23 protein-coding genes are annotated in these 20454 nt (G+C 54.1%); 10 read left to right on the top strand and 13 right to left on the bottom strand.

What is annotated here, in order from left to right:
* The first annotated feature begins 188 nt into the window (after positions 1 to 188).
* Positions 189 to 530, top strand: a complete 342-nt coding sequence (gene tatB / locus OLX77_RS01480; RefSeq protein ID WP_307631811.1) for a Sec-independent protein translocase protein TatB — start codon at positions 189 to 191, stop codon at positions 528 to 530.
* Positions 527 to 1258, top strand: coding sequence for a twin-arginine translocase subunit TatC (gene tatC / locus OLX77_RS01475; RefSeq protein WP_307631810.1), 732 nt, complete (start codon positions 527 to 529; stop codon positions 1256 to 1258). Before tatB ends, tatC begins: the two co-directional genes overlap by 4 nt.
* A 299-nt stretch (positions 1259 to 1557) precedes the next feature.
* Here tatC and OLX77_RS01470 read toward each other — a convergent pair whose 3' ends face one another.
* The 11 genes from OLX77_RS01470 to OLX77_RS01425 form a co-directional block, all read right to left on the bottom strand.
* Positions 1558 to 2724: a Gfo/Idh/MocA family protein gene (locus OLX77_RS01470; RefSeq protein WP_307631809.1), complete on the bottom strand. Its 1167-nt coding sequence runs from the start codon at positions 2722 to 2724 to the stop codon at positions 1558 to 1560.
* An 80-nt stretch (positions 2725 to 2804) separates the two neighbouring features.
* Positions 2805 to 3389, bottom strand: coding sequence for a DUF2569 family protein (locus tag OLX77_RS01465; protein ID WP_307631808.1), 585 nt, complete (start codon positions 3387 to 3389; stop codon positions 2805 to 2807).
* Positions 3390 to 3495: 106 nt separating this feature from the next.
* Positions 3496 to 4125, bottom strand: a complete 630-nt coding sequence (locus OLX77_RS01460; RefSeq protein ID WP_307631807.1) for a hypothetical protein — start codon at positions 4123 to 4125, stop codon at positions 3496 to 3498.
* 216 nt (positions 4126 to 4341) lie between these two features.
* The gene (locus tag OLX77_RS13225; RefSeq protein ID WP_371877450.1) at positions 4342 to 4527 is read right to left on the bottom strand and encodes an addiction module protein; all 186 of its coding nucleotides are present in this window, start codon (positions 4525 to 4527) and stop codon (positions 4342 to 4344) included.
* A 295-nt stretch (positions 4528 to 4822) separates the two neighbouring features.
* Positions 4823 to 5152, bottom strand: a complete 330-nt coding sequence (locus OLX77_RS01455) for a HepT-like ribonuclease domain-containing protein (RefSeq protein ID WP_307631806.1) — start codon at positions 5150 to 5152, stop codon at positions 4823 to 4825.
* Positions 5145 to 5435: a nucleotidyltransferase family protein gene (locus OLX77_RS01450; RefSeq protein ID WP_307631805.1), complete on the bottom strand. Its 291-nt coding sequence runs from the start codon at positions 5433 to 5435 to the stop codon at positions 5145 to 5147. The genes OLX77_RS01455 and OLX77_RS01450 overlap by 8 nt, the downstream gene beginning before the upstream one ends.
* A gap of 51 nt (positions 5436 to 5486) precedes the next feature.
* Positions 5487 to 5792: a HigA family addiction module antitoxin gene (locus OLX77_RS01445; RefSeq protein WP_307631804.1), complete on the bottom strand. Its 306-nt coding sequence runs from the start codon at positions 5790 to 5792 to the stop codon at positions 5487 to 5489.
* 15 nt (positions 5793 to 5807) lie between these two features.
* Positions 5808 to 6086, bottom strand: a complete 279-nt coding sequence (locus OLX77_RS01440) for a type II toxin-antitoxin system RelE/ParE family toxin (protein ID WP_307631803.1) — start codon at positions 6084 to 6086, stop codon at positions 5808 to 5810.
* A 155-nt stretch (positions 6087 to 6241) separates the two neighbouring features.
* Positions 6242 to 7837, bottom strand: a complete 1596-nt coding sequence (gene hisF, locus OLX77_RS01435; RefSeq protein ID WP_307631802.1) for an imidazole glycerol phosphate synthase subunit HisF — start codon at positions 7835 to 7837, stop codon at positions 6242 to 6244.
* Positions 7838 to 8422: 585 nt separating this feature from the next.
* Entirely contained in the window at positions 8423 to 9448 is a 1026-nt protein-coding gene (locus tag OLX77_RS01430) for a radical SAM protein (protein ID WP_307631801.1), read from the bottom strand.
* 12 nt (positions 9449 to 9460) lie between these two features.
* A complete protein-coding gene (locus OLX77_RS01425) occupies positions 9461 to 9970 on the bottom strand; it encodes a nucleoside deaminase (RefSeq protein WP_307631800.1) in 510 nt (169 codons plus the stop codon).
* A 169-nt stretch (positions 9971 to 10139) separates the two neighbouring features.
* Between OLX77_RS01425 and OLX77_RS01420 the strand changes: the two genes are divergently transcribed.
* Entirely contained in the window at positions 10140 to 10442 is a 303-nt protein-coding gene (locus OLX77_RS01420) for a hypothetical protein (protein WP_307631799.1), read from the top strand.
* Between the two features lie 177 nt (positions 10443 to 10619).
* Here the strand turns inward: OLX77_RS01420 and OLX77_RS01415 are convergent, their stop codons facing one another.
* Positions 10620 to 11435, bottom strand: coding sequence for an SDR family NAD(P)-dependent oxidoreductase (locus OLX77_RS01415; RefSeq protein WP_307631798.1), 816 nt, complete (start codon positions 11433 to 11435; stop codon positions 10620 to 10622).
* Between the two features lie 32 nt (positions 11436 to 11467).
* Positions 11468 to 13027: a transglycosylase SLT domain-containing protein gene (locus OLX77_RS01410; RefSeq protein WP_307631797.1), complete on the bottom strand. Its 1560-nt coding sequence runs from the start codon at positions 13025 to 13027 to the stop codon at positions 11468 to 11470.
* A 487-nt stretch (positions 13028 to 13514) separates the two neighbouring features.
* On the opposite strand from OLX77_RS01410, the gene OLX77_RS01405 reads away from it, so the two are divergent.
* The 7 genes from OLX77_RS01405 (at position 13515) to OLX77_RS01375 (ending at position 20334) form a co-directional block, all read left to right on the top strand.
* Complete coding sequence (locus OLX77_RS01405) at positions 13515 to 14036, top strand: hypothetical protein (protein ID WP_307631796.1); 522 nt, start codon at positions 13515 to 13517, stop codon at positions 14034 to 14036.
* Between the two features lie 225 nt (positions 14037 to 14261).
* Complete coding sequence (locus tag OLX77_RS01400) at positions 14262 to 16565, top strand: chemotaxis protein CheA (RefSeq protein WP_307631795.1); 2304 nt, start codon at positions 14262 to 14264, stop codon at positions 16563 to 16565.
* A gap of 104 nt (positions 16566 to 16669) precedes the next feature.
* Positions 16670 to 17173: a chemotaxis protein CheW gene (locus OLX77_RS01395; protein WP_307631794.1), complete on the top strand. Its 504-nt coding sequence runs from the start codon at positions 16670 to 16672 to the stop codon at positions 17171 to 17173.
* A 178-nt stretch (positions 17174 to 17351) separates the two neighbouring features.
* Positions 17352 to 18212 carry a CheR family methyltransferase gene (locus OLX77_RS01390; protein ID WP_307631793.1) on the top strand — a complete coding sequence of 287 codons (861 nt, stop codon included), beginning with the start codon at positions 17352 to 17354 and terminating at the stop codon, positions 18210 to 18212.
* A gap of 55 nt (positions 18213 to 18267) precedes the next feature.
* A complete protein-coding gene (locus OLX77_RS01385) occupies positions 18268 to 18747 on the top strand; it encodes a chemotaxis protein CheD (RefSeq protein WP_307631792.1) in 480 nt (159 codons plus the stop codon).
* Positions 18744 to 19589 carry an HDOD domain-containing protein gene (locus OLX77_RS01380; RefSeq protein ID WP_307631791.1) on the top strand — a complete coding sequence of 282 codons (846 nt, stop codon included), beginning with the start codon at positions 18744 to 18746 and terminating at the stop codon, positions 19587 to 19589. Before OLX77_RS01385 ends, OLX77_RS01380 begins: the two co-directional genes overlap by 4 nt.
* 307 nt (positions 19590 to 19896) lie before the next feature.
* A complete protein-coding gene (locus OLX77_RS01375) occupies positions 19897 to 20334 on the top strand; it encodes a response regulator (protein WP_307631790.1) in 438 nt (145 codons plus the stop codon).
* Positions 20335 to 20454 lie beyond the last annotated feature (120 nt).

The following is a 20454-nucleotide window of genomic DNA, read 5'->3' as shown; positions in this document are numbered from 1 at the left end:
AGCGTTAACAGCAACAGGCACCATAGCCAAAGGAAAATAAAAAGTCAATCAGTGATGGCCCCTGCGCTCCGGGGACGCCTGCTGTATTGACACCCACAGGGAAATGCCGTAGATTGCCCCTGAATGTGAGGCGCCGCTGATTTTCGCGGCAGACTGGATCTTTTTTGCGGGCATATTGAGGCAACACCATGTTTGGCATAGGGCTCCCTGAGTTGATCCTGATCCTGGGTATTGCGCTGATTGTGGTCGGCCCGGATAAACTCCCGGAAATGGCGAAGTCCATGGCCAAGATGGTCCTGGAGCTGAAAAAAACGGCCTCCTCTCTCAAGGATAGTTTGAACGAGGAGATGAAGGAAGAGCTGGGACAGGACCCTTGGCAGCAGAGGCTGGGAGATGCCTATCCCAATCTGCCCTCCACCTCGGTCCCGGAGTCGGACGCGGTGGAGGTTGATGCGGTGACGTCGCCTGACGCCAATTTTGCGGAGATACCTGCAGAACCCGAGACCAAAGAAGAGACGCCGGCAGGATGAGCGCGCTGGCCGGCCATTTTTCCATACATTTCCGGGAGCTGCGGAATCGGGTTTTGGCCTCTTTCCTGGCCGTTCTGGTGGCAACCCTCATTGCCTATGCCTTTTCCGAGCACCTCGTCCGTTTTCTGATGGCCCCCCTGATCACCGGCCACCCCAATCTGGCCAAACTCGTTTACACCAACCTCACCGAGGCCTTTGTCAGCTATCTGAAGATCTCGCTCCTGGCCGGGCTCATCGTCGGTTTTCCGGTTTGTTGTTATCAACTCTGGATGTTTATCGCTCCGGGCTTGCACAGCCATGAGCGGCGGATGGCGAGAACGGTGGTTTTCTGGGCCACCTCCCTGTTTGCCGGCGGGGTTGTCTTTGCCTATCTGGTGGTCATGCCGGAGATGCTCTCTTTTTTACTGAGCTTCGCCGATGATCAGCTTGAGCCTCTGCTCCGGCTTGATGCCTATCTGACCTTCGTGGCCCGGACCTCGCTCGCCTTCGGGTTGGCCTTTGAGGTGCCCTTTCTCATGGTCATGGCAGCCAAGGCAGGGATTGTGAGCAAGGGGTATTTTGTCCGGCAGCGGAAATATTTTTATATCGCCATCCTGATCCTTTCCTTTCTCCTGACCGCAGGCGATGTTTTGTCCGCCATCTTGCTTGCCGTACCGCTTTTCGGGCTGTACGAGGCAGGCATCATTTTCAGCCGGCCATTCAAGGGGAAGCTGAAGACTGAAGGCTGAAGCTACCGTGTTTCAATCTCCTTGCCGAATTAGCGCTAATCTTCCGCAAATTCCCTCGCCCTTGAGGGAGAGGGTGAGGGAGAGGGTGAAAAGCCACCGTTTACCCCCTCTCCCCGGCCCTCTCCCCCACTACAGCTGGGGAGAGGGGGGATTTCGTAGGGGCTCTCCCGAGTACAAATTGCGTCGTGCGGAAGATTAGCGCTAATCAGTAAATTTTTTACACACCCACATCAGCGTTCAGGCGCGCTGTCGAGCATCGCCAGTATCCCCCTTGTCGGCCGCTGATTCTTTACTGCGAATCAGAGAACATACTGGGGAATCTTCAGCAATTCCCCGTTCCGCATCGCCGACTGGTGCGCGATAATGCCGGCCACCGTCAGGTTCAATGACTGGGCAATGTCCACAAGCGGCTTGCGGTCCAGCAGGATGGCCTCTACGAACTCATTCGTCAGATAGCCGTGCGATCCGTTGTGGCCACCGGGCTCGACTCCCGGCGGCAGAGGCGGCCGTTTGATCAATGGTGCCTCCTTTCCATCCATCCCTTTGAAAACACGGTCGAAAGTTCCTTTCTCGGTCCAGATTCGCCCCGTTTCATCACCGGTACCCGGGATGTCCCAACTGATCGCTGTTCGGGCCATGCTTCCTTCACTGGTGCGGAACAGCGCGATCTCGGTGCCGAACGGATTATTATACCTGTTCTTGGCCTGCATGTGTGGAATGGGACTGGGTCTGCCCATACACGACACTTCCGTGAATGAACCGCCTGTAACCCCCATGTGATAAGCATTCGTGTGGGTTGGATACCATTGCGGCGGCAGGCCCGCCCGCCATCCCCCGTAGGCGGCCAAAGGTGTTCCCAGGTAATGCATATACTCGCCCTCGGCGTAAATCAGCTTGCCCAGATCGCCCCGCCTGTACATCTCGCGCATGGCGTAGAGATTGACATGGAAATAGGAGGTCTCAAACATCATGTACTTCCCAGCAGCGCTCCTTGCCGCAGCGAAAAGCGCATCAGCGTCTTCCAGGGACCCGAAAACCGCCGGCACGGCCGAGGCAACGTGCTTCCCAGCTTGGAGAGCCGCAATGGCGAGGCGCGCGTGGCTGGGTGCATCCGTGGCAATGAAAACAGCTTCCACCGCCTCGTCTCGGATAAGTTCCTCGCCCGTCGCGTACATCTTCTGACAGCGACAGGCTCTTGCCAATTCGGCGCACTGCTCGGGCACGAGATCGGCAACCGCCGTGACCGTTACATTCGGGTGATCCTGAAAAGAGAAATCCGCACCGAATCCACACACGCCATAGCCAATGATGCCCACCCGGATCTTGCGATCGGAAACCGGGACCCACTGCTTCTCGGTTTCCTGATCAACCAATTCCCTCTCAAATCCCTGAATCGGAGGAACCGCGTGGGTCGATCCCGAATCATCGGATCGTCCTGCCGTATCGTTCTCAAGCTCGTCTTGCATCGCTTTATCCCTGTCTCCTGTGTTTAGGCCAACGTTTGAATTAAGGGGCGCGCTTTAGCGCGTCCCGCTTGAGCGTGTGGTTAGGTGCTGGGGGGCTTGATACCATACGTAGACAGGACACGTTTGGACTTGGAAAGATACGCGGTCCAGATTGCTGCTCCGACAATAGAAGCGATCATGCTTCCTACAAATTTTGGATCGGGGTCACTCTTTCCGAACACCAAGAGAGGAATTAATATACCCAGCAAGATGCTGGCGGCTGGACCGATCACCCAGATAATGATTTTTGCGCGCTTAACTACAAGAATGTTGCGGCTTTTCACGAGGCCAATACCTGCGTAAAAACTCAGGCAAGATACGAGCAGGAAAGTCAACCATGTCGAGGACTTGAATGTGCCCCAGGCGGCTACTGTTTTCAGATTTGGGTATTGAGATTCAACGGACATAAAGTCCAAATTTATACGACCAGCACCCATAAGTGGCCCCAAAAACATAAGGCCAAGAATCAACAGCAACAACCAGCCTCCAATACCAGAGATTGCACTTTGATCTGGCGTAGCAGGCGGATGTTTGTTTGCAGCCTTTTTTATGGCGCGTGATATTGCCCATGCAATCACGATGAAGATTGGCAGTGGGAGGAAAGATAGCAGCAACGTTGAGTCCATAAAATGATCTCCCCTTTAAAGTACTTAACGGACCGTGTGAGTCGCGCTGGGCACGGACACGGCTGGAAAAAAATGCGCAGAACACCGATTCGAATTTATACGGTAGTTAGGCGAGTTGGCCAACAGGATTCCCGGTGGCCTTGTTTTTTGATTCAAGTTGTTCAACATGAAAAATCAATTCTCGATACATCTGCGCTCTTCCGCCTTCAGGTCGTAGGTCCACAATACGCGAGCGTATCCCGTTTGGGCCGTAGGCTTCTGATTCTATGGTTGATAACTTTTCTTTGTACTCCTTACTGAGCATAGGGAGTTCCCACGTGTTTATAGACGCTTTCAATATTCGTTCAAATTCCCTGGCTCTTTCCGAAGCTAATCGAAGAAAAAACTTGTTATGGGTTGCTGCGTCAATAAACTGAATAAAAGCCAAACCACCTAAAATCGCAAACAAAGAAGCCATTGAAGCACGGAGCGTCTGGTACTCACCATCCTCGTCTACTCCTCCCCAAGTGCTTGGCATCCACCAAAGCATTGCCTCTGCACCTTTATACATGCAAGCTAGGAATGCGAGCGCAGCAAGAGCGAGAAAAACCTTTTGCCGCCATGAAAGAAGTGAAGTATGCGAGGTCGAATACAGGGTTACGCTCTTTCCCCGAACCGCTAGAAAAATGTACACACACAACGACATAAAAGCCGCTGTGCTCGTAACTCCCGCAATGGTCAGCATCACAAGTTTCATGCTCTCACCAGAATGAAATAAGGGACACTCCCCGATTAAATTTCAGACCCTGTCCAACTTACCGCCTTTCTTGCAAATAATTTGGCGCACGGTGCAAGTGCATAACTGCTATTACTTCGATTTGTTCGGGACGGTCTCGAAATAATGGAAATAAAGGACACTCCCCAATTAAATTTCAGACCCTACTCTTTCTCCCACCAATCAGCTTGTCCGCTTTCATGTCAATGATGCGTATGCATTTTTGAATACGGAATCGGCGTCGCGTAGCAGGCCTGTGGAATTGTCAAATTCGGCACAGCGACGCCGAATTTCTTCTTGCCATCCCGCCGACAGGGGATTGTCAGGCATGTCAAGGCTCTCTATCAGTTTCTCGGTATTGAGTTCCGGGGACAGGATACGCAATTCACATGCCTCCCGTAAATCGCAGAGGGGGGCACGTTGTTGATTTGCCAGCCAACCTATCCCTGATTCTTGAATTCCAGTTATGACTGCACATCCTCTCCTTCCGGGAGCACCTGCCAGAAAAAGGTTTAGAACACCCTATCAAACCTGATCTTCGATCACAATACAGAAAAAATACGTGGAAAAGGCACAAAAAAAACCCGCAACCGTTTCCGGCGCGTGGTTTCTTTGTTGTAGGGCAAATGGCGGAGACAAGTTGACGCAGCCCCATACAGGAGTTCAGAGCCCCCTGCTTCTACAGGGTGGTGATTTGGGATATAAAGTCCGGCAGGTCTTGCCGCGTGACGGCCCAGATGATATCCAGGTCAACGCCAAAATAGTCATGCACGATCCGGTGCCGTAAGCCGATGACCTTGCGCCACTCGATTTTGGGGTGTTTATCGGTGAAATCCTTCGGCAGTCGATTAGCGGCTTCACCAATGATTTCGAGATTGCGAACCACGGCATCGGCGGCCATGCCGGAGGATACAAAATCTTCTCGCGTCATCCCAGCCGTGTAGGAAGCGATTTTTGACGCGGCCTCAAGGATATCATCGATCAGCAGAGCGGCTGAACGTTCAGACATATTCCAGATCCTTGCTGATGTGCTGTAAGAACTTCGGTTTGATTGCCCGGGTGGATACCAGTTCCACCGGCTCCCCCAGCAATTGTTCAATCCGATCGGCCAGAGTTACGAATTCCAAACCTATTTCCGGCCCCACTTCCACAAGGATATCCACGTCACTGTCAGGCTTTTGCTCGCCCCGGGCATAAGAACCGAAAAGCGCCAGCCGTTTCACCCCAAAATTCTTTTCTACCTCAGGCTTACAGGACGTCAGAATCTCGATGATTTGTTGCTTCGTCTTCAAAGCTGCCTCCTTGCTAAACACAGGAGATAAGGGACACTCCCCAATTAAATTTTATCCAAGAGAATGAAGCAATTGCGAAGAAATTGGCTTTACCATTTGCCAAGCCTTTGATTCATGCTCTGCCTGCCAAAGGTCATAATTTTTTTGTAAATTTAACCATAGCTCGGGGGTAGTATCGAAGGCACGAGAGAGGCGCAATGCCATATCCGGGGTGATGGCACCTCTTTCATTGATTATTTTTGATATCGTTTTTCTGGAAACGCCAAGGATGGAAGCCAACTCAGTTACGGATATGGTTAAAGGATTTTGGTAGTCTTCTTTTATGATTTTTCCTGGGTGGGTAGGTGGCCTTTTCATGTTTGAACCTCTCTGTCAGTGATAGTCGTCATAATCAACAACGTATGCATCACCAGCCGTAAATTCGAAAAATATTCTCCAGTTTCCGGATACATTTACGGCGTATTGTCCTTTTTTATCTCCTGTTAATTTGTGCAGGTTGGAGCCTGGATAATTCATATCCTTGACTTCGTTCGCGGCATGGAGACGGTCAAGAATGAGCGCAAGCTTAACGGAATGTTCAGGCCGAATTCCTTTCTTCCTGCCGTTGTAGAAAAAATCTTCAAGCCCTTTGTGTTTGAATGATTTAATCATGGCTTATTGTAACCCTCTGGGTTACGAATGTCAAGTATTGCATCATTCTGACAGGCAGAGTGTGGCAACATGGAGTGGCGTTGTACAAGAAAAAATTATCAGCAGGCAGTGGTGGGAGCAGGGTTTTTCCCGTGGTGTTTAAGCAGCTCCCTCCACTACCGCGTTTCAATCCCCTTTTCGCGCAGATGCGCCTTCACCGCGCTGATGGGCACCTCCTGCCGGTGGAAGATTCCTGCCGCCAGGGCTGCTTCGGCCCCGGTCTCCGCAAAGACCTCGGAGAAATGCTCCACCTTGCCTGCGCCGCTTGAGGCGATGACCGGGATGGAGACAGCCGAGCGCACCTGATTGATCAGTTCCAGGTCAAAGCCCGAATTGGTGCCGTCCTTGTCGATGCAGTTCAACAGTATTTCTCCCGCGCCCAAGGCCTCGCAGGAGGTGGCCAGCTCCAGGGCGTCCACCTCGCGGCCCTCGCGGCCTCCCTTGATGGTGCACTGATACCAGCAATATTCCTCACCGTTTGGTCCGGGGAATTTGGTCTTGATGGTGTGGCGCGGGGTGTCCTCTGGCGATTTTACGTACACCCTCCGCGGATCAACGGAGATCACCACGGCCTGGTTGCCGTACACCGCCGAGATCTGCTCGATGGAGCTGGCCCCGGATTTTTTGCCGGCCTTCAGGTATTCCTCGGCAATGAGCACCGCGTCGCTGCCGATGGAGATCTTGTCGGCTCCGGAGCGGAAGTATTCCGCGGCCACGTCCAGGGCCGAGTAGTGCTTGCCGGTGGAGTCGGTAAACTCGCGGATGCCGCCGCCGATGGTGAGCGGCACGAAGACCTGCTCCGAGGTGCGCTGCAAGACCTCGAGCATGGGCTGGTCCTTCATGGGGAAGTCCCGGAAACCGGTGATGTTCAAGAAGGTGATCTCGTCGGCGCCTTCCTCGTAATAGCGGCGGGCCAGCTCCACCGGCTTGCCGAGGTTTCGCACCTCGCCTTGGGCTTCGCGCACATCGTACTGGTCGCCCTTGGTCACCACCAGGTCGCCGTTGTCGTTGCTGCGCACATCGAGGCAGGCGATGATCCGTTTGGCGAGGTGTGTTTCCGTAGGGTTTGTGGCAATCTCCATGGGGCCAGCAGCGGAAAGGTCCGTGGCTTCGAGAAAGTTTTTCAGGATCGCCAGCCCGGCGGCGCCGCTTTTTTCCGGATGGAACTGGCAGGCCGCCACATTGCCCTTCTGCACCGAGCTGATGAACTCCTCGCCGTAGTTGGTGGTGGTCAGCACCCACTCCTCGTTGCCCGCCTCGATGGCGGCCCGGTAGGAGTGGACAAAGTAGAGCTTTTCCTCCGAGAAACCGGCCAGCAGCCGGGAGGGTTTTCTGATATTGATCCCGTTCCAGCCGATCTGCGGCACCGAAAGGGTTGTTTCGCTGAACCGTCGGACCTGGCCCTTGATGATCCCCAGTCCGGCCACGCCCAAGGCCTCTTCGCTTCCCTCGAACAGGGTTTGCAGCCCCAGGCAGATGCCCAGAAACGGGCGGTCCGCTCGGAGATATTCCAAAAGCGGCTCGACATAGCCGAACTGGTGCAGCCGCTGCATGGCGCTGCCGAAGCTGCCCACCCCGGGGAAGATCAGCTTTTCCGCAGCCAGGATATCCGCCGGAGTTTTGGCGTCGGTAACGGTGAAGCCGAGTTTTTTGATGGCGTTACGGACGCTGCGGACATTGCCGGCCCCGTAGTCCAGGAGTGTTATGTTCATTGCGGTTCCCATGAAAAAGAGGGGATGCGTCCCCGAGAGCGAAAAGGAAAGACGTTATATTAGACGATTGGCGCGCAGGCAACAATGGAGAATTTTCTCCCTTTTTCCCTGCGCGTAAAGCTTGCCATAATGAGAGGAAAAAGGCATGATGATTTGTGTGAGTCGTGCCGATCCCATGGCATTGCTGTCCGTCAGTCGCGGTGCGCACGTAATCTTAACTATCTAGGAGCGCCAATCATGAGTAAAGCCAAGGACACCCAGAAAGCAGTCAAGAAGGAAGCCGCTAAGACCCCGAAAGAGAAGAAGGCAGCCAAGCAAGCCAAGAAAAGTGAAAAGGGTAAGTTCACCCCGCAATGATTAGCCGGGGGCGGCAGCTTCTGGCAATGCCGTTTTGCATGGAACCCTGCTAAGCGGCATTCGCTTGGAAATGATCCAAGCCCTGCCAGTTGCCAATATGCGTAAGTTTGTACAGGCGGTTGTGGCGTAAAGCCCGACCGCCTTTTTTTTTAGGTTCACCCGGGAATCCCGGGGAAAGTGGCGGGCCCCAGGGACACGGGGGCCCTTTTTTTATGGTGCCCTGCCTGGTTATTTTTGTTTGCGCGGCGGTTCAGGCCGGATTTCCTGCTTGAGCAGGCAGCAGGAAATCCGGTGGCGCGGGCTGCCGTCCGGCTTGTATTCGAGGTTGCCCGGCTGGAGCAGTTTATTCATCACGCACCCCTCGGGGATGTTCAGGGAAAAGAGGTTTTTTTCCGTGATCCCGCTGTTTTCCACAAGGCAGTTGTCTTCAATGCGGAAGGTGTGCAGGGGGAAATCCTCGCAGAGCGGGCAGAGGTACACCCTCCCATTGGGGAAGATGAAGTAGTTCTCCGCCACATTGCCTGCGCAGAGAAATTCCTCCCCCGGCTCCAGGAAAACCTTGGGATAGATGACATGGATCCCCCTGTGGGCCGCATCCTTGGCCACCCCAGGGATCACGGCCAGCCACTCTTCCGGGGAAACCTGCAGGTTTGTTTCCTGTTCGCTGGCCGATTTGCCGCGCAACCCGATGACCTGAATAAAAAACCGCTTGCAGCCCAACCGCTCCAGCAGCTCGGGCATGGCCGCCAGATGCTCGATATTGAGCTGGCTCACCGTATAGATCACGCTTACCTCAAAACCCAGGCCGATGGCCTTTTGCAGATTGGCGGTACAGGTGGCGAAAACCCCAGCCCCGCGCAGCGCATCGTTGACCTCCGGATTCGGACCGTCCAGGCTGAAGCTGAGTACGGCCTCGTCGGGCTTGAGTCGGTTGAGCAGGTCGTGATGGAGATAGCCGTTTGAGTCCACGGTGATGGTTTTGTAGCCTAAGGATCGGGCATACCGGATGCCGTGGACCAGGTCCGGGTGCAGGGTCGGCTCGCCGCCCAGGAAGATGACGTTGCTTTCCTTGTGCGGATCATAAAAAAGCGTGAGCCATTGCTCCATGGTCTCGCGGGAAACGGTTGCGGTGCCGTGTTGGGCCGGGTTGATGTAGCAATGTTTGCAGGAGAGGTTGCAGGCGGTCAGGAGGTGGAAGAAGATATTGCGCTCGTGCGGTTTGAAGTGCAGGGTTTTGGCGACAGGCTGGTTCATAATGTGGGCTTTTCAGGGTTGGGCCAGGGTGTATTCTGCCAGCAGGCTCTCATGCCAGTAGTTGTTTGCCGGGCTGGAGAAAAAGGTCTTGAAAAGGGTTAGGCTTTCCTGGCGCAGGACATGGGGCAGGATGTGGACCTCCGGCATCATTGCCTGGTAGAGGGGGGCGAGGTGGGTAAGCTGTAAGCCGGTGCCGCCGCCCATGGCGTCTTCGTACGCATAGACAAAGGTGCGGATGCCGTTGAGCAGCATGGTGGAGTAGCACATAAGGCAGGGCTCCATGGTCGAATACACCGTGAGGCTCTGCCGGTCGATATCGGGCCGGCGGGCAAGGAGATCCCGCAGGGCGACAATCTCGGCATGGTCCAGTTCGTTGGCCCTATCGCTCTGGCTGTTTTCGCGTCTGCCCGCGGCGACCGGTTCGCTGTCGGAAACAATAACGGCGCCCACCGGAAATTCGTTATTGGCCAAGGCCTGTTTCGCCTGCTGCAGGGCAAGGCGCATGAATGTCTCGTGATGCATGCAAAACCTTTTGGTAAGAGGTAGTGAAAGTCTTACCAGTCTGCCCGGAAGCCGTCAAGGTGGAAAGCGGAGAGAAAACCACCATGGCAGGTGGTAGGGAGTGCTTGAAAAATGCGAAAAAATAAGGTAGTGAAACGGCAGTAATTTTAAAAAAGATGAGGAGCAATCGATGAGCGCGGAAGAGATGCCATGCATTCCCTATGAGGTGGCCAAGAAGTTGGTCGGTGCGGTGATGGAAGAGGAACACCTTCACGAATCCAACCGGCGGGTCTTGACCGTATATGGGACAAACGACCAGGAAATCTGTTGGTTCGACGCCGAGGATATTTTTGCCGAAATGGCGGAGAGCGAGGGCGGCATTCCCAAAAATGAAGACGAGATGAAGGCCAAGGCCGTGGAACTGGTCCTGCATCAGATCCCGAAATGGGCGGTGGAAGACCTGCTTGTCAAGATGGGGCTGGAAAGGAAGTAGGGCTGCAGGTCACAAAAAAAGATGCTTCGACAGCTCGGCATGAACGGAACATCAATATATTACAACAACATCCGTTCGTGCTGAGCCTGTCGAAGCACTGTCCGGAACATATTTTATTTGCACAACGTTATCATCCCTGCAAGGCAAGAAGAAAATATCAGTTCTTTTGTCCCTTTTTCACTCCACCCCATCCGGCATGGGCGGAATTTTTTCGCCGCCCAGGACATAGCCCCCGTCCATCCGCAGGACCGAACCTGTCATGTAGGTGGCGTCTTGCAAGAGAAAGAAAACCGCTGCAACAATTTCCTCAATCTTCCCCGTTCGTTTCAGCAAGACATGCTCGGTGATGGCCGCTCGCTGTTCCGCACTGAGCAACCCCCAGCCCCGGGTGTGCTCACCGTGTCTGGTTTCAAAAAATCCCAGCATCAATTCGTTGACCCGTATCGTGGGAGCGCCTTCCCTGGCCCAGGTTTCCGTAAAGGAAGAAACGGCGCGATTGGCTGCGCTGTACCCATCGTTGAAGATGAGCCCAGCCGGCCCCAAGCGGCCGACAATCCCGGCAATGGAAGAAAGGGTGACCACCGCTGCCTCGGGGCTTTCTTGCAAAAGGGGCAGGGCGGAGCGCATGACCCACCATTTTGCCCGGAGGGTGGTGGCCATCTCCAACTCCCATTGCTCCGGGGTGTAAGGGCCGTGGACAACGGGCATGCCGCCGCGTTCGATATTGTTGATCAGGATGTGGAGTCCGCCGTAGCGCGTCTGGATGGTGGCAAAAAGCTCCTCGATGGCCGTCGGGTCGCGCAGGTCGACTTTGAGCGCCAGATGGTCGCCGCCAAGGGCCCCAAGCTCCTCCTGCATGCGGGCAGCTTCTTCGGGCCAATCAAAGTGGGTGAGAACAACGGTGGCCCCGGCTCCGGCCAAGGCAAAACCGATTCCCTTGCCGATCCCCTTCGCCCCTCCGAGAACAAGGGCTATTTTTCCTTGCAGTTGCATCAGCGATTCAAGCCTCGGTGGTAGTCAGCAGGTTATTTTTTTTTCTTGGCGCTGGATTTTTTTGGGGAAGGTGTCGGAGATTTTTTTGTTTTTTCTTTAACCGTTGGACCCGAGGGCTTCTTTCTCTTTCCAGGCGAAGCAGCGGTCCGTTTTGCCGATGTTTTTGTTCGGGTCTCTTTTTTGAGGCGCTTGGCGTTCTTTTTTTTGCCGGCTGGCGTATCGGTCAACTCCATGTGCATGGAAAGCAAGGGGACGCTGGCTCCGGCCTGGGCCAGGTGGAGCGGTTCATCACTGAGCTTATAAGCCGTGGTTTGGTGGGGGATTCTCAGGTGTTGTCCCAGGGAAAGCCGCTCCCGTTCGAGATTATTGGCCTTCAGCAGGGTGGTTTTGCTCAATTTGTATTTTCGGCTGATGGTGGTCAGGGTTTCTCCGCGTTTTACCACATGGTCATTGAATTCGAGGACCTTGACGCTACGAACTTTTGGGAGATTTTTGTTCACCAAGTCCCTCTTTCCCGGCGGGACCCGCAAGGGGTAATCCGCTTGGGATGGCGGGGTGATGGCTTTGGACAGCTGCCGATTCAGGATGAGGATCTCCTCGTCGGGCAGATTACAGGCCACGGCCACCGCCTTAATCGGGGTTCCGCGGGGCACGCGCACGGTCTCGTATGCCAGCGGCTCGTCATAATCAATGTCGTCAAAACCGTACTTTCCCGGGTCCTTGGCAATCATGATGGCGGCGATGAGTTGCGGGACATAGAGCTTGGTTTCCGAGTGGATATACTGGCCCTGGGCAATCTCCCAGAAATCGTCGGTGTCGGACTGTTTCATGGCCCGCCTGATCCGCCCTTCCCCGGCATTGTAGGCGGCCACCGCCAGATGCCACGAGTCAAACTCCTTGTACAGGTTGGAAAGATAGGCGACCGCTGCCTTGGTCGATTTGACCGGGTCGCGCCGTTCGTCTTCATAGGCGTTGACCTTCAGGCCATAGCTGCGCCCGGTGGCGCGCATGAATTGCCAGGTCCCCACCGCGCTGGCCGGGGAAGAAACCGTGGGGTTGAAGCCGCTTTCGATCATGGGCAGGTAGGCGAGATCCTCGGGCAGTCCGGCCAGGGCCAGCTCTTTTTTTATCATGGGCAGATATCGGGAAGAGCGGGCGAGCCATTTGGTAAAGGTCTTGCGATGGCGGTTCTGGAAAAAATCCAGGTAATATTCAACCTGGTCGTTGATGGTGATCGGGAAATCGTAGGGCTCGACCTCTTCTTCCGGGGTGAGCAAGGGCAGAACATCCCAGGCGCTGAGCTGCGCCAGCTCACGGATTTCCGGGCTCACTGCCAGGTTGAGCGCTTGTGGACTCGCTGTTTGCGGGTCTGGTTCTTCTGCTGCAGCTGGAGGAACTTCTGGTTGCAAGCGGGCAACATTCTCTTTCTGCGCTCTGGGGGCGGTTTCCGGGGCAGCCATGGCGTTGTTGGGGTGGGCCAGTGGCGCGCAACCGGTGAAGCCGCTCATTGCCAGCGCGCCTGTCGCCAGAACCACAAAGAGCCTGGGGAGGGCACGGGGGAGGAGTTCGAAAAAAAATGAATGAGTACGCAAACCGTATTTTCCTGCTGCCGTATGGTTACAGGCGTCAACCGTGTCGGAAGGCCTGGGGGGTCGGTGATTGCTTCTTGCTGGCTGGTCAAGAGGGTGTTGAATCTCCCAGCAAAAAACTTGCATGCTACACCCGAAGAATGCTCAGCCACTTGTACAAGACAAGCCCTCTTCCCGCAATGAAAAAAACACGGCATTGCTTGGGGTTGCGCATGGTTTTGTAAGGAATTTAGGGGGGTTATGGGGATTTTCTTCGGAGATTTTCAGCACAGGATTCATGGGGTGCTGCTGGTTGGTTGTTTGGGTTTCATCGGCGGGCAAATCCATGGGGTAAAGTTGCGAAATAATACGCTAATCCGTTGCAATCCAGTATGGCCAGTGGGCCGATTGCCCCGGTTTTTTGTGAGCAGTTATTTTCTGAGTGACATTTTGTCGGTGGTATCTCCTTGCGCCCCTGTAGTCTCCTCGCGTGGTTCTGTGTTTATCCGTATTGAAAAACACCTCGAACCTTATTGAGGGCACGGTACAGAAGATCATCTCCGGCAACGCCCTGGTCAGCGAAACCAGCGAGTCGTTCTATGTTGCCTCCCAAGCCACCAGCCGGATCGGTTCGATCATCACCGAGATGGCCGGGGCATTAAATCAGCAAGCCAATGCCGTCGGTCAGATTAATAAGGCCATCCACGAGATCGATACCGTGACCCAAAGCAACGCGGCGGCCGCGGAAGAATCAGCCTCTTCTTCCGAAGAGTTGAACGCCCAGGCGAAAATGATGAAGAGCTCGGTGGGGCATCTGCTGGAAATGGCAGGCGGTGCGGGAGAAACGCGCAGAACTGTGCGCTCCGTCAGGCAACACCCATCAGTCTCTGGTCTTGCCAGGAGGAGAAGGGCGGCCATCCCGACGAGAAAGGCCCTGCCGCCTGTGGCGAAGATGGCCGCCAATCCTCAGGGTCAGGGCGGAGTCGGCTCAGGGGGTATTTCCGCCGGCGACGAGGAATTTGCCGATTTTTAAGGGAGAGATCTCAGCGATCGATTTCCTGTAACTGTTATGTGAGATGGGAGGCCCGAGAGGGTGGCCGATCCTGACTCCATCGGCTGGCGTGGCAAGAAAAAACTTGCAATATTCATTGATGTTTGCGCAGGATGGAAGCATAATATGATACTGTCCCCCTGTTTTTTTGGGGGGAGCTTGTTTTCTGTGTTTATTGGCTTTTCTCGTTTTGCAAGGAGTACATGTATGACAGCTGGTCCAAAACCATTGTCTGATCTTCTGGATGAAATGGCCCTGAAGATTTTGATGATTGAGCCGGGCGACCTTTCCATTGTCGGAGAGTTGCTTGAACTGATAGAGCAGTTGTTGCCAGGAAGTGCGGGTGCGGATACCCCGCCGGTTATTCAGCGAATGGCCACCGCCTTTAAGGGCGCCCTTGAGAAATTTATCATGGGTGAGCTGGCCGACTCCGCGGAAAACTATGAGCTTCTCGGCCGGTGTATAACCGAGATGCAGGAATGTGCCCGGAAAGATGGACATCCCGGCGAGAATATCCTTGCCCAGTTCTGCGGGAACATGAAAACAATTGGCATTGCCATGGAGCCCTCGGCGCTTCTTGGCACCCCGGAAGTATGGTCCGCAGGGGTGAGTGAGGATGAAGCGGAGGCCCGGGGTGAGGAAGAGTGCGTCGTTGCTTCTCCAGCACTCGGTTCAAGCCAGGCTGCCCCTCCTGCGGCGGGCGGGCCGAGTTCGGAGGCGCTTCCTGATTTTTTGCAGGACACCGATTTGCTGGCCGGGTTTATTGAAGAGGCATTTGAGCATCTTGAATCCATCGAAGTCAACGTGCTTGAGCTGGAACAGAGCCCGGATGATCAGGATATCATCAATAATATCTTTCGGCCGTTCCATACAATCAAGGGTGTCTCCGGCTTTCTCAATCTGAAAACCATCAACAAACTCGCCCATGCCACGGAAAATCTCTTGGATGACGTGCGCAATGGCAAGCGGCCCATGGATTCGGCGGTTATTGACATCGTCCTGACCGTTGGTGATGCCCTGAAATCCATGGTTGAAGACATCAAGGATGTCTTGCAAAATGGACCGGCCAATTACCAGGATACCGATATCAGTAGATTCCTCGCGGATATTACCCGACTGCAAGAGGGCGGGGCGGAAGCCCCGTCGGCCGAACCGGTTTCTGCTCCAGCGCGGGCTGCTCTCCCGGAAATTTCCGAAATTGAAGAGCCTGAACCGTTGGCAAGCGAGAAGGCAGAGCCCGTTGCCCCATCTCAACCGACCATTGCCAGGAAGGCCACTCCGGCCGCAACTCCAAGAGCTGCCGAGTCTCCGGCAACTTCTGCCCGGGCCTCAGGGGATGCAACGCCGAAGAAAATCGGGGCCACGATCAAGGTTGACGTGGAAAAACTCGATGCCTTGGTGAACGCGGTGGGCGAATTGGTGATTATGCAGTCGCTGGTCCGGCAGAACAAGCTCGTTTCCAGGATCGCCGACCCCAAGCTTACCAAGGATTTTTCCCAACTGACCCGGATTACCTCGGAGTTGCAGCGCACGGCCATGTCCATGCGGATGGTGCCCATCAAGCAAACCTTTGACAAGATGATCCGTCTGGTCCGGGATCTTGCCAAGAAATCAGGGAAAAAGGTTGACCTGATCATGGAGGGTGCCGAGACCGAGATTGACCGGAACATGGTGGACTCAATCTATGACCCGCTTGTCCACATGATGCGAAATTCCGTGGATCATGGCATCTCTCCTCCGTCCGATCGCGAAAAGGTCGGCAAGCCGGAAACCGGCACCGTTTTTCTCCGCGCCTACCAGAAAGGCGGCAGTATGATGATCGAGATCGAGGATGACGGCGAGGGGCTGAATACCAAAAAAATCAGGAAAAAAGCCATTGAGCGCGGGCTGATCAGCGAATCCGATTCCCTCTCTGATTTTGAACTGAACAACCTGATTTTTCTTCCCGGGTTCTCCACGGCGGATGCGATTACCGATGTCTCCGGCCGTGGGGTGGGCATGGATGTCGTGAAAAAGGCGGTGGAAAAACTGCGGGGCAAGGTGGAGGTGCAAAGCCAGTCGGGCAAGGGTTCCTTGTTTGTGATCCGCTTGCCCTTGACCCTGGCGATCATCGACGGGATCATTGTTCGGGTCGGCAGCGAACGGTACATCATCCCGACCATTGCCATCCAGGAGTCCATGCATCCCGAGGAGAAAAATTACAGCACCGTGCATGGCCGGGGGGAGAACCTGCTCGTGCGCGGCGATCTTGTGCCCATTATCAGGTTGTATGACCTCTTTGGGGTGGAACCCACCTATACGGATCCTTGTGATGCCATTGTCGTTGTCGTGGAAAATGAGGGCAGGCGGCGGGCGTTGATGGTTGATGAGCTTTTGGGCAAGGAGGAGGTCGTCATTAAAAACCTTGGCGGCCTGGATGTGCCCGGTGTTGCCGGCGGCACTATTCTCGGTGATGGCCGGGTTGGACTTATCCTTGATTTGTCTGGTGTTATGGCCAGCATAGCGGATTGATTTTTCGTATAACAGACGGAACATTGCGGGACTGTGGGGAATGTTTTCATCCCCGGGGCTGAGGAATTCGTCCTGTGGGTCTTTCAGGCAAAAGGAGGATGTTGATGGAAGCGGCAAGCGTAGCGCAGAATTTAGGCCCAGCAGCGGAACTGGCAGGGAAGTATCTCACCTTTTCCTTGGGGAACGAGGATTACGGGGTCGGAATCCTCAGTGTCCGGGAGATCATCGGGGTCATGGAGATTACGGCGGTGCCGCACACCCCGGCGTATATTAAGGGGGTTATCAATCTGCGGGGCAAGGTTATCCCCGTTCTTGACCTGCGGCTCAAGTTCACGATGAAACACAAGGAATATGACGAAAGAACCTGCATCATCGTGGTCGAGGTGCAGGGGCAAACGGCTCCGGTGCAAGTTGGCATGGTGGTCGATTCGGTTTCGGAAGTCCTGAATATCGCCGCCGGGGAAATCGAGCCTCCGCCTTCCTTGGGCTCTTCCTCCGAGACCGAGAATATCCTGGGGATGGCGAAAGTGAAAGGTGAGGTCAAGATTCTGCTCGATGTCGATAGGGTCGTTGGCGAAGGGCTTTTGCAGCAGCTTGCCTCCGAGTAAGATAAACGGGGCATCCGAGATTTTCAGGAGTTGCGCGCAGTGCTCTGTGGGGAATGAAAGCGTAGGTTTGGCTGTGGTTGTTTTTCCGGCCGCAAGCCTGCATCACAGGCCGAAATGGAGTTGTATCTATGTGCGGATGGAAGTGGATCTTCTGCAAGGATAACAAGGGAGCGGCTTTGTGGTATTGAACAGTGACGGACCAAGCAATATGCGCTATCAGCAGCTGACTGATGGCTTGTTTCAGAAATTCAGCGATCTGGTATATGAAAAAACCGGGATCTTTTTGAAACCGGAAAAAAAAGAACTGCTGAACGCCCGGCTGGGCAAGCGGTTGCGGGCCACCGGGATTGAGTCGTTTAAGGAATACTACGAGTATGTTATCCATGACAGGTCCGGGGAAGAGCTTGTTCATCTCATCGATAATGTCTCCACTAATTTCACCTCTTTTTTCAGAGAAAATTCCCATTTTGAAATCTTGAGTTCCACGGTTTTACCCGCTTTTGTTAAGGAGGGGCGCGGAAAAAACAAGGAGATTCTTCTCTGGTCCTCTGCCAGTTCCTCAGGGGAAGAACCATACACCATGGCCATGGTGGTGGAGAATTTTGCCAGCCAACATCCCGGCATGCGCTATCGGATCATGGCCACGGACATCTCCACTCGCGTTTTGGCACAAGCGAAGAGGGGAGTGTATGCCGAGGAACGGGTTGCCAAGGTGCCCAAGCCTTTCTTGAAAAAATATTTTCAGAAAGGGGTGGGCAGCTCCGATGGCTATGTCAAGGTGAAGGACGAGCTGAGGCGGGTGGTGCAGTTTGACCGTTTCAATCTTATGGGCGATTTTCCCTGGCGCGCGGCCATTGATGTTATTTTTTGCCGAAACGTCATGATCTATTTCAACCGGGAAACCCAGCAGGAACTGGTGAGCAAATTTCATGACGCTCTTACCCCTGGGGGCTATCTTTTTATCGGTCACTCCGAGAGCATCAGCGGGTTGAAACACAGCTTTACCCAGGTTGATGCGACCGCATATATGAAACGATGAGGCTGTTGCCTTGGGCAAGGTCCCGAGGCAATGACGGTTACGAGACAGGGAGCGCATGAAGATAATCGTTGGTATTTCAGACATGAAGGTCAGCAATAAGCCGGATGATGTTCTGATCACCTATTCTCTCGGTTCCTGTATTGGGGTGGTGATCTGGGATCCGGTGGCCAAGGTTGGGGGAATGCTGCATTATATGCTGCCGGATTCTTCCCTTGATAAGGATAAGGCCGAGGCCAAGCCCTTCATGTTTGCGGATACCGGGATCCCCCGGTTGTTTAAGGAGACGTACAAGTTCGGAGCCCTGAAAAATCGGTTGATCGTCAAGGTGGTTGGCGGCTCGCAAATCATGGACAGTGCCGGGATCTTTAATATCGGCAAGCGAAACCAGGCTGTTGTGCGGAAAATGTTTTGGAAAAACCAGATTATGCTGGCCAAGGAAGATGTCGGGGGAACAGGCAACCGTACCGTGAGTTTGGAAATTGGCACCGGGGTAACCCACTTGAAGGTTTCTGGAAGAGGGGAGTTTGAGTTATGAGCCGTTTGGATGAGATCCTTTCCTTGGTCAAGCATGTTCCCCCCTTTCCCAAGGTGGCCCAACGGGTTTCGGAGATGTTGAACGACCCGGAGGTGAGTGCCGCTGCTCTGGCCGAGGTCATTCAATACGATCAGGTGATTACGGCCAATGTGTTGAAGATCTGTAATGCCGCGTATTTTGGCCTTTCCCGGAAGGTTTCTTCCTTGGATGAGGCCCTGGTTATTGTGGGCAATGATACCCTCAAGGATATTATCATTACCAGCAGCAGTGCCCGTTTTTATAAGGGCGCCGCCGGAGAAGGCTACAAGCTGGACCAGGGGGAGCTGTGGAAGCACTCCATTGCCGTTGGCATAATGGCCAAGGAACTGGTCAAGTATGTCAAGGATGTGGAATCGGGAAGCGCTTATACCGCCGGGCTCCTGCATGACATCGGCAAACGCTTTTTAAGCAGTTTTGTCGCCGATGATTTTAAAAAGATCATGATGAAGGTGGTCCAGGACAACTGTTCCTTTGTCGAGGCGGAGAAGGAGCTGTTGGGCGCATCCCATGCCGAACTCGGCGGGATGATTATGAGCCAGTGGGATTTTCCCAAGGAGATAGAGCTGGCTGTTTTGCAGCACCATGATCCGGATGCCCTGGAAAAAGATCCCCTTACCGCCATTGTCGCTTTGGCCAATGCCTTGGTGATCAGCATGGGGATCGGGGTTGGCGCGGATGGATTGTCCGTGAAAATGCAGGGGGGGGGGTTGAAAAGATTTGGCATTACCTCAATGCATCTGGAACTGTGTATGGCCAATCTTCTCATGGAGCTCGACCGGGCGCAGGAACTTTTTCATATTTAGGAGCCGTTTAAAACGATCCTGTGCTCTTTTGATTACTGCGATACGGCTCCTTATGCCGTTTTCTGGGTCACAATTTCACAAATTGTTTTTTGACGACGGCTTAGGAGCCGTTTAAAACGATCCTGTGCTCTTTTGATTATTGCGATACGGCTCCTTATGCCGAACACGATATGTTGTTTGCTCAGTAATTTTTGGACAACGGTTGAGCAGGGGTACGGTTATCCCCAGGAAATACAGCGGGTCAGGACAGCGCAGAAGGCGGCGCATGGCCAAGATGGAATAACTTAAGGAGGCGGGAGAGAAGGCGATGGCTTTCAATATTTTGGTGGCAGATGACTCTGAAACCATGCGGGCCGTAATCAAGAAAACCGTGAGCATGTCCGGGGTGCCTGTCGGGGAGTTTCATGACGCATGTAACGGGAAAGAGGCCTTGGCTATTCTGGCTGAAACCTGGATTGATGTTATTTTGTCAGACATCAACATGCCGGAAATGGGCGGAATGGAACTCTTGAAAAAGGTCAGTGAGGATGAGGAACTGAGAAAGATTCCCTTGATCTTTATTACCACCGAGGCCAGCGATGCTCGGAGGGAAGAGGCGCAAAAGTATGGGGTTGCGGGGTACGTGAAAAAACCGTTTCAGCCCGAGACCATCAAAGCGATCCTCTACGAGGTGCTGGAAAAGGCCTATGCACACAGGCTTGAAGAGAAGCCTGGCGAAGAGCCTGCCGAGGAAAGTGATTTTTAGAAACACCATTCCCGTAATAACAAGAAGAAGAGGAATCTCTGGATGATTGTGATCCAGGGTTGCAACTGTGGCCAAGGGTTGGGTTGCTTGAGGATTGGGAAAATGGCTGGGGAGGATGGC

Origin of the sequence: Thiovibrio frasassiensis (assembly GCF_029607905.1) — a bacterium.
In the GTDB taxonomy this organism is placed as follows: Bacteria; Desulfobacterota; Desulfobulbia; order Desulfobulbales; family Desulfurivibrionaceae; genus Thiovibrio; species Thiovibrio frasassiensis.
This window is presented reverse-complemented; position numbering and strand designations above follow the sequence as displayed.

Excerpts from the sequence above, each read along its gene's own strand:
- OLX77_RS01380 (WP_307631791.1), top strand. The coding sequence starts at position 18,744 with ATGAGCCGTTTGGATGAGATCCTTTCCTTGGTCAAGCATGTTCCCCCC.
- OLX77_RS01395 (WP_307631794.1), top strand. The coding sequence starts at position 16,670 with ATGGAAGCGGCAAGCGTAGCGCAGAATTTAGGCCCAGCAGCGGAACTG.
- tatB (WP_307631811.1), top strand. The coding sequence starts at position 189 with ATGTTTGGCATAGGGCTCCCTGAGTTGATCCTGATCCTGGGTATTGCG.
- hisF (WP_307631802.1), bottom strand. The coding sequence starts at position 7,837 with ATGAACATAACACTCCTGGACTACGGGGCCGGCAATGTCCGCAGCGTC.
- OLX77_RS01375 (WP_307631790.1), top strand. The coding sequence starts at position 19,897 with ATGGCTTTCAATATTTTGGTGGCAGATGACTCTGAAACCATGCGGGCC.
- OLX77_RS01430 (WP_307631801.1), bottom strand. The coding sequence starts at position 9,448 with ATGAACCAGCCTGTCGCCAAAACCCTGCACTTCAAACCGCACGAGCGC.
- OLX77_RS01425 (WP_307631800.1), bottom strand. The coding sequence starts at position 9,970 with ATGCATCACGAGACATTCATGCGCCTTGCCCTGCAGCAGGCGAAACAG.
- tatC (WP_307631810.1), top strand. The coding sequence starts at position 527 with ATGAGCGCGCTGGCCGGCCATTTTTCCATACATTTCCGGGAGCTGCGG.
- OLX77_RS01460 (WP_307631807.1), bottom strand. The coding sequence starts at position 4,125 with ATGAAACTTGTGATGCTGACCATTGCGGGAGTTACGAGCACAGCGGCT.
- OLX77_RS01440 (WP_307631803.1), bottom strand. The coding sequence starts at position 6,086 with ATGATTAAATCATTCAAACACAAAGGGCTTGAAGATTTTTTCTACAAC.
- OLX77_RS01385 (WP_307631792.1), top strand. The coding sequence starts at position 18,268 with ATGAAGATAATCGTTGGTATTTCAGACATGAAGGTCAGCAATAAGCCG.
- OLX77_RS01455 (WP_307631806.1), bottom strand. The coding sequence starts at position 5,152 with ATGTCTGAACGTTCAGCCGCTCTGCTGATCGATGATATCCTTGAGGCC.
- OLX77_RS01420 (WP_307631799.1), top strand. The coding sequence starts at position 10,140 with ATGAGCGCGGAAGAGATGCCATGCATTCCCTATGAGGTGGCCAAGAAG.
- OLX77_RS01465 (WP_307631808.1), bottom strand. The coding sequence starts at position 3,389 with ATGGACTCAACGTTGCTGCTATCTTTCCTCCCACTGCCAATCTTCATC.
- OLX77_RS01400 (WP_307631795.1), top strand. The coding sequence starts at position 14,262 with ATGACAGCTGGTCCAAAACCATTGTCTGATCTTCTGGATGAAATGGCC.
- OLX77_RS01445 (WP_307631804.1), bottom strand. The coding sequence starts at position 5,792 with ATGAAAAGGCCACCTACCCACCCAGGAAAAATCATAAAAGAAGACTAC.
- OLX77_RS01415 (WP_307631798.1), bottom strand. The coding sequence starts at position 11,435 with ATGCAACTGCAAGGAAAAATAGCCCTTGTTCTCGGAGGGGCGAAGGGG.
- OLX77_RS01470 (WP_307631809.1), bottom strand. The coding sequence starts at position 2,724 with ATGCAAGACGAGCTTGAGAACGATACGGCAGGACGATCCGATGATTCG.